The sequence below is a fragment of the Arcicella rosea genome, from assembly GCF_014204325.1.
Taxonomy (GTDB): Bacteria; Bacteroidota; Bacteroidia; order Cytophagales; family Spirosomataceae; genus Arcicella; species Arcicella rosea_A.
Map to the genome: position 1 here is coordinate 39,846 of NZ_JACHKT010000028.1, position 12,080 is coordinate 51,925.

Below are 12,080 nucleotides of genomic sequence, written 5' to 3' on the forward strand. Positions count from 1 at the left end.
AAGAAACAGCCTTATCTTTTTAGAAAAATTATTATCTGGTAAAAGCATCATTTTGATGAGATTTAATGAATAAAGTATTTCTTAAAACTCTAATCATTTATTATTAAATTTGAATCAATAAGACCAATAATGATATGGAAGCAGCATCAAAACTTAATTCAATGCAACTCTTCATGCTGAAAATATTTGAAAGACCTATCAGTAATCAGCAAGAAGAAGATATTAAACAATTGTTGGTAGATTACTTTGCCAGACAAATTGATATAGAGATGGAAAGAATTTGGGATGAAAAAGCAATGACTCTGGAAGACTTAGATAAAGCATTAGTTACTCATAAAAGAACTAAATATCAGTAATGCGATTAGTCATTGATACCAATTGCTTAATGGTGAGCATTCCAAAATCATCAAAAACAAGGTGGTTATTTGAAGCAATGATTGCTGGATTGTTTGAGGTAGGGATTACCACTGAAATATTAGAAGAGTATGAAGAGATAATAGGTGATTTTTACAGTCCTACTTTAGCAAGTAACGTACTTGAGTTACTACCCAATTTGAAAAATACTATTTGGGTAACAACTTATTATCATTGGGAATTAATGCTTAATGATGTTGATGATAATAAGTTTGTTGATTGTGCTATTGCTTGTCAGGCTGATTATATCGTTACTCATGATAAGCATTTCAAAATTTTAGAGAATATCCCTTTTCCTAAAGTACGAGTAATTAGCATGGATGCTCTAAAACAGCTTTTATGAAATTGTAAAGTAACATATTTCATTTGTCACAATAACTTTTCAAAGACCAACAAAACCAAAAATCAATTTCTATCAGTAAAAATTTAACAATATTTTTTGAATCTAATTTTTTAATACTAAGTTTGTACAAATAAAAATCAGACAATGACAACAAATTTCAAAAATACTTCATGGTGGTGGCAACTGACGAACGTCCGTTGAACAGAATCATAATGTATTTTCGATAAAGATATATTTCTTCACGAAGAGGCTTACTGTTCAACCAGTAAGCCTTTTTCTTTGCTCTTTAAAATCACTAAAAATAAGCATGACTTTTTCAGTAAAAACCACCCAAAAGAAACGTTTAGCCGATACCATTACGCCCGTTGGAATCTTTCTGAAATTGCGTAATAAATTCAAAAATTCGGTCATTTTAGAAAGTGCCGATTATCACGGAAAGGAACATGGTTATAGCCATATCGCCTGCGACCCTGTGGCAAGTATTATCATTGATAATGATATTGTTACACAGACTTTTCCTGATGGAAGTATCGAAACTTTTACACTGGCACATCGAAAAGATGCCGTAAAAGCTTTGATGGATTTCGCCAAACGCTTTGAGTGGGAACGTCAGCCTGATTATGCTCCGATGGCAAACGGAATGTTTGGTCATATTGCTTATGATGCCGTTGAGTATTTTGAAGACATCGAAATTCAAGAGAAAAACGAAAACACAGAAATGCCTTCTATCATTTACTATGTGTATCGTTATGTGATTGCCATCAATCATTTCAAAGATGAAATGTACTTGTACGAGCATCAGTATAGTGGAGAAAAAGAAAAAGAATCTGACAAAGTAAAAGGCTTAGAAGTGCTTGAGATGTTGTTGGATATGCCACATTATGCTACGAAATCTTTCAAACTGACGGACGAAGAAGCGACAAATTATACGGATGATGAAATGCGAGTAATTATTCAGGAATGTATCAAACATTGTTTGCGTGGTGATGTTTTCCAGATTGTACCTTCTCGTCGTTTTAGTCGTACTTTTGAAGGCGACGATTTCCAAGTCTATCGTGCTTTGCGTTCTATCAATCCATCGCCTTATATGTTCTATTTCGATTACGAAAATTATAGAATATTTGGTGCTTCGCCTGAAAAACAAATCGGAATCAAGAACGGAATGGCTGAAATTCATCCTATTGCTGGTACTTTCAGAAGAACTGGCGATGATGAAAAAGATGCAGAATTGGCTCGTGAACTCTTGGCTGACCCAAAAGAATCAGCTGAACACGTGATGTTGGTTGACTTAGCCAGAAACGATTTGTCAAGAAGTTCGGATGTGGTAAAAGTGGAGACGTTTAAAGAAGTACAGTTTTATTCACACGTAATTCACTTGGTTTCTAAAGTAACAGGAAAAATGACGGCAGGAACAAATCCGCTACAATTGGTGGCTGATACTTTCCCTGCTGGAACGCTTTCGGGTTCGCCAAAACACAATGCGATGAGTATCATCAACCGTTTAGAAAACGTAAATCGTCATATTTACGGCGGAGCAATTGGCTACATGGATTTTGTCGGAAACTTCAATCATGCCATTGCTATTCGTACTTTTATGAGTAAAAACAATACGCTTTATTACCAAGCAGGTATGGGCGTAGTAGCCAAATCGGTGATTGAAAACGAAATGCAAGAAATCAAATTGAAATTAGGTGCATTAAGAAAAGCCTTGGATATGGCAGAAAGCATTTAGCCGATAGCTATCAGCTTTGAGCTGAGGATTATCAACATTCTGTCAAATTAAAATATAAATGATTAATAAAGCTCAAGGCTCATTGCTCAAAGCTGACAGCTCAATACAACCATGAAAATATTAGTCCTTGATAATTACGATTCATTCGTGTATAATTTAGTCTATATCTTGAAAGATTTAGGCAACGATGTGGATGTATTCCGCAACGATAAAATTTCATTAGAAGCCGTAGGGAAGTATGATAAAATCTTGCTTTCGCCTGGCCCAGGAATTCCAGAAGAAGCAGGTGTTTTATTAGATGTAATTCGTGAATATGCTCCTACAAAATCTATCTTTGGGGTATGTCTGGGTCATCAAGCCATTGGTGAAGCCTTCGGAGCGAAATTGCACAACATGGGCGATGTATTGCATGGCGTAACGACGAAATGTATCATCACCAACCCAACAGAAGTACTTTTTCAAGGCGTACCCAATGAAGTAAATGTCTGCCGTTATCACTCGTGGACAGTTGTAAAAGATACGATGCCCGCTGAATTGAAAGTAACCGCTCTCGACGAACAAGGTTATGTAATGGCAGAAGCACATAGTAAATATGATGTAAGAGGTGTTCAGTTTCATCCAGAAGCCTATTTAACAGAGTACGGTGTGAAAATGGTAGAAAACTGGGTTAAAATCTAGTAGCAACAAAAACACTACTTACCGAACACAAAAATGAAAAATTACTTACAAAAAAGAACCGAAGGTAATTCCCTGACGCAAGAAGAAGCCCAAGCAGCATTGGGAATCATTGCCAGAGGAGAAGCCAATAATAGTCATATCGCAGCATTTCTAACAACCTATATGATGAAGCCGATTACTTCGGAAGAATTAGCTGGTTTCCGAGACGCTATGTTGGATTTAGCCTTAATTATCGACCTTTCTGCCTACGACCCAATGGATGTTTGCGGAACAGGTGGCGACGGCAAAGATACTTTCAATATCTCTACAACATCCTCTTTTGTAGTGGCTGGTGCTGGACAAAGAATTGCCAAACACGGAAATCATGGTGTTTCTTCGTCGGTGGGTTCTTCAACTGTTTTGGAGTACTTGGGCGTAAAATTCAGAAATGAAGAAGATTACCTTCGTCAGAAAATAGAAACTTCTGGAATATGTTTTTTACACGCTCCGCTGTTTCATCCTGCTATGCGTTTTGTAGGGCCAATTCGTAAAGAATTGGGCATGAAAACTTTTTTCAATATGTTGGGGCCAATTCTGAATCCTGCTAAAGTTGAAAAACAAATTACAGGTGTATATAATCAGGATGTTTTGAAACTTTACGGAGAATTATTACAGAAATCGTACAAAAATTTTGGTGTAGTTTACGCTTTAGACGGCTACGATGAAATTTCGCTTACTTCTGATTTTAAACTGATTACTGCCAAAGGAGAAGAAACGTATTCGCCAGAACAATTAGGCTTTACAAGGTGTAAACAAGAAGATTTACATGGCGGAAGTACCGTAGAAGAATCAGCGAAAATCTTATTTAATATTCTTGAAAACAAAGGAACACAAGCCCAAACACAAGCAGTTTTGGCGAATGCAGCCGTGGCATTGTATTGTGCCGACGATACTTTAAGTTTGTCGGATGCCGTTTTGAAAGCCAAAGAGTCTTTAGAAAGTGGTAAGGCATTAGCAGGTTTCAAGCAATTTATTCAGTAAAATACTTAAAGAGAAATGACAATTTTAGATAAAATCATTGCCCATAAAGCACAAGAAGTCGCCCAACGCAAAGAGCAAGTTTCTGTAAAGGAATTAGAAAAAAGTGGCTTTTTTGCTAAAACAAACAATTCACTAAAGACAAGTTTACTGAATCCTGCTTCTTCTGGAATCATTGCTGAATTTAAAAGAAAATCGCCTTCAAAAGGCATCATCAACGGAAATGTAACGGTAGAAGAAGTAACGGCGGGTTATGTAAAAGCTGGTGCAGCTTGTCTTTCAGTACTGACGGATTTTGAGTTTTTTGGTGGTACAAGTGAAGATTTTCTAAAGGCTCGTCGCACCAATCCAACGATTCCGATGATTCGTAAAGATTTTATGATTGATGAGTACCAAATCATTGAAGCTAAATCTTTGGGAGCAGACGTAATTTTATTAATTGCTGCCAATTTAACACCACAACGCATCAAGGATTTAGGCAAACTCACTAAAGAGTTAGGCATGGAAACATTGTTAGAAATCCATGACGAAGAAGAGTTGAATCGTAGTTTGAATCAGTACATTGACGTTGTGGGCGTGAACAATCGTAACTTGAAAAACTTTGCTGAACAAAATGTAGATGCTTCTTTAGAATTAGCTGAAAAAATTCCAGCAGAATGTATCAAAATTTCAGAAAGCTGTATTTCTCAAGCAGCAACGATTAAATTATTAAAGTCAGTTGGCTACAAAGGCTTTTTAATCGGTGAAACCTTTATGAAAACCGAAAATCCTGCGGAGGCTTTGAAGAATTTTATTGATGAGGTTAGGAAATAGCTATTTAAACATAGATGAAGTACTTTAGTATAGGTAAAGTTTTATTAGGAGTCTAAATATACAGAAAATGATTACAAGAGTCTTAATTAATAATTTTAAGAAATTAGAAAATGTAGAGTTTCCTTTGTCTCAGTCATTAGTAATTATTGGTCCCAATAATTCTGGAAAATCTACAATCTTTCAAGCTTTATGCTTGTGGGAAATCGGTGTCACTAATTATATTATTGCACATAAGAAAAATGATTTAGACAGACGTGGTTTTGTTGTTATCAATAGGAAAGATTTATTGAATAGCCCCATTTCAGATGCCAGATTTCTGTGGAAAAATAAAAAAGTAACTGAGCATTTAGATAAAAAAACTCAGCATATCAAATTAGAGATAGAACTTCAAGGTGAAAATGATGGGGCAAAATGGAACTGTAAAGTTGAGTTTACATTTACTAACGCAGAGTCTTTTACTTGTAGAATTGTATCTGGTCTCAAAGAAATTACGAATTTATACGAAAATGATAAAGGTATCCATTTTGGTTTTTTACAACCGATGTCAGGAATTTCTTCTGTTGAAGATAAACTCCCTCAAGGAGCCATTGACAGAAGATTAGGAGAAGGCAAAACCGCTGAAGTTCTTAGAAATATTTGTTATGAGGTGCTATACCCAGAAATAAACAAATTGGATTCTGAAGGTAACTGGAAAAAACTTTGTAGTGCTATTAAAACAATGTTTGGAGCTGAACTCCAAAGACCTGAGTTTATAAAAGTAAATGGAACTATACAATTAGAATATGTAGAAAATGGTATCCGTTATGATATTTCTTCAGGGGGAAGGGGCTTTCAGCAGATGTTACTTTTGTTAGCCTACATGTTCGCTTCTCCAAATACTATTCTTTTACTTGATGAACCTGATGCTCATTTAGAAGTAATTAGACAAAGACAGGCATTTCAATTGATAAATGAGTTGGCACATAAAAACAACACACAAATTGTAATTGCCTCACATTCAGAAGTAGTGTTGGACGAGGCTGCTGATGCCTCGAAAGTTATTGCATTAATTGAAAATCAAGCTATTGAATTAAATACAGCCACCAATTCTCAATCTCTACGATATATCAAAAAGGCTCTTACAGAAATTGGCTGGGAAAAGTATTATTTAGCAAAACAGAAAAAGCATATTTTGTACGTTGAAGGCTCTACCGACCTCCAAATGATTCTACAATTTGCTAATAAATTAAATCATAAAGTTGAACCCATTTTAAGGTTAGCAAATGTACAATATACTGGCGATAATGTACCTAATACAGCCGTACAAAACTTCAAAGCTTTAAAAGAGTTTTTCCCACATTTAAAAGGACTTGCTTTGTTTGATAGAATAGAAAAAAATACTGATGATATAAAGACGTTAAAAATTTATTACTGGAAAAGAAGAGAAATTGAAAATTATTTTGCAAATCCGAGTACTCTATTAAAACATGCAAGTTTGTTAAATCATCAACACACACATCTCAAAAGTACTTTTTTAAAAAAGACAATGCAAGACTGTATTGAATTGTGTACTTTACCTTTATATTTAAATGATTTGAATCATAAGTGGTGGAAAGATGCTAAACTAAGTAGTGATTGGCTTGATTTAATATTTCCAGAATTTTATAAACGACTTGATTTACCTCAAGATTTTTACAAAAGAGATTATTACCAACTTATTAACCTAATATCAATAGATGATATTGATAATGAAATTACTGAAAATCTAGATTTAATTTATGAAATAATAAAATAAAACTGGTTATAAAATTCCTGTAACCAGTTTTTATTTCTTAAAATAACTCTCCATTCCGATACTTCGGAACAATTCCTAAATGAACGTAGGCACGTTCTGTGGCTTCTCGTCCACGAGAAGTACGTTTTAAAAATCCTTCCTGAATCAAAAATGGTTCATATACTTCTTCAATCGTTTCAGCTTCTTCTCCACAAGCTGTTGCAATGGTTGATAAGCCGACTGGGCCACCTTTGAATTTTTCTACAATGGTCGTAAGAATACGAATATCCATTTCGTCTAAACCATTTTGATCAACATCCAAAGCCAACAAAGCCATTTCTGCAATTTCGATTGTGATGACTCCTTTTCCTTTTACTTGTGCAAAATCACGAGTTCTTCGCAAAAGATTATTGGCAATACGAGGTGTTCCTCTACTTCTACGTGCAATTTCAAAAGCACCTGCGTCGTCAATTGGCGTGTTCAAAATCTGAGCGGAACGTTTTACTATACTTGTCAACAATTTTGCATCATAATATTCCAAACGACAATTAATCCCAAATCTCGCTCTTAAAGGCGAAGTCAGCATTCCTGCACGGGTCGTTGCACCAATTAACGTAAAAGGATTTAGTGAAATTTGAACACTTCGGGCATTTGGTCCCGAATCTAATAAAATATCAATTTTGTAATCTTCCATTGCTGAATATAAATACTCTTCAACGATGGGATTCAATCGGTGAATTTCATCAATAAACAACACATCAAAAGGCTGTAAGTTCGTAAGTAAACCAGCCAAATCAGAAGGTTTATCTAGTACTGGGCCAGAAGTAATTTTGATATTTGCTTTTAATTCATTGGCTACAATGTTTGAAAGCGTAGTTTTACCAAGTCCTGGAGGACCATGCAAAAGTACATGGTCGAGAGCTTCCTCTCGTAACCTTGCCGCTGTTACGAATACTTGTAAATTTTCTAATACTTTATCTTGCCCAGCAAAATCATCGAATGAGAGCGGTCTGAGTGCTCTTTCAATTTCCTTTTCTACCGGTGAAAGTGTTTCTTTATTTCCTTTTAAATAATCTTCTCGCATATTTTAATGAAAATTAATTGAAATGTGGAATTTGTATCAAATCCATTTTCAATATCATTTCTTTTTGATTCGTTCTGAATGTTCAAAAATACGCCATTTTCTAGTCTGATAAAAACATTCTGAAAAGGCTTTCGCTTTTAACATTTCTACAACATTATATTTAGAAAATTTGCTTTAATTTGTACAATTAAATCTTAATAAAAAACTATTAAACGATTAAATACCTAACCAACTATGAATTCAGCGCTATTAGGCGAGTTTGTCGGCACGGCAGTATTGATTTTTTTAGGCAATGGCGTCGTTGCTACTGTATTATTAAAAGGCTCAAAGGGAGAAAATGGTGGTTGGATTTCCATTACCGCAGGTTGGGCTTTTGCTGTTATGATGGGTATTTTTGTTGCTACCAAATTTGGAAGCCCAGCAGCACATTTGAATCCAGCCGTTACGATTGCTGAAGCTGTAAAATCAGGAGATTGGTCAAATGCTTTAGGGTTTATTCTTGCTCAAATTTTGGGAGCGGCACTCGGTGGAACACTTGTATGGTTGCAATATTTGCCACATTGGGCAATTACAGAGGATAAAGGGCTAAAATTAGCGTGCTTTAGTACTGCTCCAGCCATTAGAAACCCTTTTGCCAATGTACTTGCCGAATTACTTGCCACAGCTATTGCCATTATTGCATTGGGTTCATTTGGGAGTATTGAAACAGGTTTAGGCCCTTTTGTTGTTGGAATTTTGGTTTGGTCGGTCGGGCTTTCTTTGGGGGGAGCAACGGGTTATGCTATCAATCCTGCGAGAGATTTAGGGCCAAGAATTGCCCATGCTATTTTACCAATTGCAGGCAAAGGTACTTCTGATTGGTCTTATGCTTGGGTTCCTATTGTTGGGCCAATTTTGGGTGCAGTTTTAGGAGCATTGGTTTTAAATGCCATTCAATAAAATCAAAGTATTTTAAGCAAGTTAGGATGATTTGTGATTTAGAAGTAATTTTAGATAAGATAAAATCTTGCTAAGATAGTAGATAACTCATTCCAAATTCTATCTTTTTTTTGTCGTGATAACTCATTTTTGTTCAAGATTCATAAAAAAGTACTAACTTACTGTATGAAATTTTCTATAGAAATACTACATCATATATCTTGCGTATTCAAATGAAAATTTACTTGGGGAAATATCGCTTTCTGCATTTGGTTCTCTGTTTTCAACATCAACTAATATCCTTTAGAAAGTAAAAAAGCCCTTATCGCCTAAAGGTCATTCACGCAAGTCTCTCTAAAATGAAAAATATGTTAAAAAAAGAAGTACAAAGCAATGATATTAAAGGGGTTTCTTTTGAAGATGGTTTTGGTCGTCTTACAAATTTGGCATCTCTACTTTGCGATGTGCCATTAACATATATTTCACTTTTAGATGAAAACTTAAAATGGGTTGCAACAATTCCGTTTTTAGAAGATTTGGTATTTGTTAACAAGTTATCATTACTTGCTCAAGAAGTAATCAATTCAAAGTCAATTGTAATTATTGATGATATTTCAAGAGAGCAAATATTCAAACCTTATACTTCTTTCCTTACAGAACATTCCTTTCTTTTTTATGCTGGATTTCCTTTGGTTAATACCGCTGGAGAAACTCTAGGTGTACTTTCATTATTAGGCAATGAAGTCAAAACGCTAAAACCGAAAGAAATTAATGCTTTAGAAAATGTAGTGGCTGAAATTGCGGATAAACTTTCTGCTAAAAAAGCGTTGCAAGCCTTTGTAAAAGACTTTAATAAATTACAACAAATAACAGTAAGTGTATCAAGATTTACTGAAATGTTAGAGGAAATCAACAGTGTAGCTCGTGTTGGTGGATGGGAAATAGATTTAGTAAAGAAAACTTTCTTTTGGTCGGATGTTACTCGTGAATTGCATGAAGTACCGAATGACTTTAACCCAAGTTTCAAGGAAGCTTTACATTTTTTTAGAGATGGAAAAAGTAGAAACGCTGTTATAAGAGCAATTCTGGATGCTATGAAATCTGGAAAATCATTCGATATAGAAGTGCAAATTCTTACCTATCAAGGACTCAAAAAATGGGTAAGAGTAACAGGGAAAACAACGTTTGAACAACAGAAATGTGTGCGATTCTATGGTACTTTTCAGGATATTCACGAGAAAAGGACTAAAGACAAACAGATTTCTTTAAGCGAAGAAAGATTCAGACAAACTTTTGATAATGCAGCAACAGGAATGTTTATTGCCCAGCTTTCATCGGGCTTTTTTATAGAAGTAAATGAAGTCTTTGCCGCAATTACTCAGTACGATAAAACAGCACTTTTATCTTTAAGTCTTAGGGATTTAATCCATCCAGAAGATTTAAAAATGAGTGACGATTACTTTTTTAAGTTAATAACAGGAGGCTCATCTGTCATAACGGTTCAGAATCGATATATCACTAAAAATAATACAGAAGTTTGGGTTGAATTGGTCGCAACCATCGTTAGAGACCATAAAGGAAAACCTTTAAATGTAATCGGTCAAGTTCAAGATGTTACTGCCAAAAGAACTTGGGAAAGAAAACTATTATTAAGCGAAGAAAAGCACAGAGGTTTTTTTGAAAACTCGCAAGGTTTGATGTGTACGCACGACCTTGAAGGGAATTTTCTGACGGTAAACCCTGCTGGAGCAGCTTTACTTGGTTATACAACCGAAGAATTTTTATCAAAAAATCTCTTTGATATTACTCCTCAAAGAATACAAGATAAAATGACCACTTATCTTGAGGCGATTTCCAAATATGGTTCTTATAAAGGTTTGGTAAAAGTTGTTCATAAAAATGGTTCGTTTAGAACGTGGCTTTCGAACAGCGTACTTTCTGAATTATTGGATGGCAGAAAGTATGTAATTGGCAATGCCGTAGATATGACGGAACGCATCAAGATGGAGCGGGAATTAATCAGTGCCAAAGTATTAGCTGAACGAAACGCCCACGCTAAGGATGTGTTTTTGGCAAATATGAGCCATGAAATCCGCACACCGATGAATGCGATTACGGGTTTTGCCAATTTATTAAAAGAAACCAAATTAGATTCCGAACAAAAGGAGTTTGTTTCTAATATCAATACTGCAGCTGAAAATCTACTAGGAATTATTAATGATATTCTTGACCTTTCTAAAATAGAGTCAGGACATTTGGTGATAGAATCTGTACCTTTTAGTTTGTATGAAGTTATCAAAAATATAACATCGGTACTTACTTACAAAGCTCTCAGTAAAAATCTGGAACTTGATTATCAAATTCCAAATGCTATTCCTCATACTGTACTGGGAGACCCGACTCGCTTAACCCAAATTTTATTAAACCTCACCAATAATGCAATCAAGTTTACAGAAACAGGCTCTGTGAAAATTGTACTTGATTTACAAAGTGAGAATGATGACGAATATGCTATTTTATTCAAAATTATTGACACAGGAGTAGGTATTCCACAAGATAAATTAACCGTTATTTTTGACCGTTTTGCACAAGCAAATTCAGATACAACTCGAAAATTTGGCGGAACAGGTTTGGGTTTAAGTATTTCAAAATTATTAATTGAATTACAACATGGAAATATTTTTGTAGAAAGTGAAGAACATGTAGGCTCTACTTTCTATTTTAATCTATTATTTAAAAAAGTAAAAGAAGAAGTAGTTCAAAAACAAGAAACCCATCTTTTACCAATTGACCCACACAAAAAAGTAAGAATATTATTGGCTGAAGATAATCCTTTAAACCAAAAGCTTGCCATGAAAGTATTAGAGCGATTTGGTTTTTTCCCAGAGCTTGCAGAAAATGGAAGAATAGCAGTATTGAAAGTACAGGAAAAAGAATTTGATGTTATTTTGATGGACTTACAAATGCCTGAAATGGATGGTTATCAAGCTACACAGTTTATCAGGACAAAACTTAACAATAATACGCCAATTATTGCTCTGACGGCACATTCATTAATTGGAGAAAAAGAAAAATGTATCGCTGTAGGAATGAATGATTATATCACTAAGCCTTTTTCGCCCAAAGATTTGTTTAATAAAATAGCGAGTTTTATTAATATACCAGTTGCTGAAAACGTACAAATTGTAGAGGTTTTGAAATAGAAAGTACAACGAAATGATATTTAGATTTTATAAGTAGAAATAGACAATCAATTTTTAGCTAATTTTTACATAAAAACAATGATGAATGTTTCGTTTTCCCCTGTAAAATTCTTTGATGAATACTA

General features: G+C 34.7%; 10 protein-coding genes. 9 read left to right on the forward strand and 1 reads right to left on the reverse strand.

Annotated features, from left to right (window positions below):
- Window positions 1-173: 173 nt before the first annotated feature.
- From HNP25_RS16580 to HNP25_RS16610, 7 genes are all read left to right on the forward strand, one after another.
- Entirely contained in the window at window positions 174-356 is a 183-nt protein-coding gene (locus tag HNP25_RS16580) for a hypothetical protein (protein WP_184135920.1), read from the forward strand.
- Window positions 356-757, forward strand: a complete 402-nt coding sequence (locus HNP25_RS16585) for a putative toxin-antitoxin system toxin component, PIN family (protein ID WP_221432494.1) — start codon at window positions 356-358, stop codon at window positions 755-757. The genes HNP25_RS16580 and HNP25_RS16585 overlap by 1 nt, the downstream gene beginning before the upstream one ends.
- Before the next feature lie 307 nt (window positions 758-1,064).
- Window positions 1,065-2,489, forward strand: a complete 1,425-nt coding sequence (locus HNP25_RS16590; RefSeq protein WP_184135922.1) for an anthranilate synthase component I family protein — start codon at window positions 1,065-1,067, stop codon at window positions 2,487-2,489.
- Window positions 2,490-2,600: 111 nt separating this feature from the next.
- Complete coding sequence (locus HNP25_RS16595) at window positions 2,601-3,167, forward strand: anthranilate synthase component II (RefSeq protein WP_184135924.1); 567 nt, start codon at window positions 2,601-2,603, stop codon at window positions 3,165-3,167.
- 33 nt (window positions 3,168-3,200) lie between these two features.
- The gene (gene trpD / locus HNP25_RS16600) at window positions 3,201-4,187 is read left to right on the forward strand and encodes an anthranilate phosphoribosyltransferase (protein WP_184135926.1); all 987 of its coding nucleotides are present in this window, start codon (window positions 3,201-3,203) and stop codon (window positions 4,185-4,187) included.
- A 15-nt stretch (window positions 4,188-4,202) separates the two neighbouring features.
- The gene (gene trpC, locus HNP25_RS16605) at window positions 4,203-4,997 is read left to right on the forward strand and encodes an indole-3-glycerol phosphate synthase TrpC (protein ID WP_184135928.1); all 795 of its coding nucleotides are present in this window, start codon (window positions 4,203-4,205) and stop codon (window positions 4,995-4,997) included.
- A 67-nt stretch (window positions 4,998-5,064) separates the two neighbouring features.
- Window positions 5,065-6,771, forward strand: a complete 1,707-nt coding sequence (locus tag HNP25_RS16610; protein WP_184135930.1) for an ATP-dependent nuclease — start codon at window positions 5,065-5,067, stop codon at window positions 6,769-6,771.
- A 37-nt stretch (window positions 6,772-6,808) separates the two neighbouring features.
- On the opposite strand, the gene ruvB is transcribed toward HNP25_RS16610, so the two are convergent.
- The gene (gene ruvB, locus HNP25_RS16615) at window positions 6,809-7,834 is read right to left on the reverse strand and encodes a Holliday junction branch migration DNA helicase RuvB (RefSeq protein WP_184135932.1); all 1,026 of its coding nucleotides are present in this window, start codon (window positions 7,832-7,834) and stop codon (window positions 6,809-6,811) included.
- A 234-nt stretch (window positions 7,835-8,068) separates the two neighbouring features.
- Here ruvB and HNP25_RS16620 point away from each other — a divergent pair, with 234 nt between their 5' ends.
- Both HNP25_RS16620 and HNP25_RS16625 read left to right on the forward strand, forming a co-directional pair.
- Window positions 8,069-8,773, forward strand: a complete 705-nt coding sequence (locus tag HNP25_RS16620) for an MIP/aquaporin family protein (RefSeq protein ID WP_184135934.1) — start codon at window positions 8,069-8,071, stop codon at window positions 8,771-8,773.
- A 338-nt stretch (window positions 8,774-9,111) separates the two neighbouring features.
- Window positions 9,112-11,955, forward strand: a complete 2,844-nt coding sequence (locus HNP25_RS16625; RefSeq protein WP_184135936.1) for a PAS domain S-box protein — start codon at window positions 9,112-9,114, stop codon at window positions 11,953-11,955.
- Window positions 11,956-12,080 lie beyond the last annotated feature (125 nt).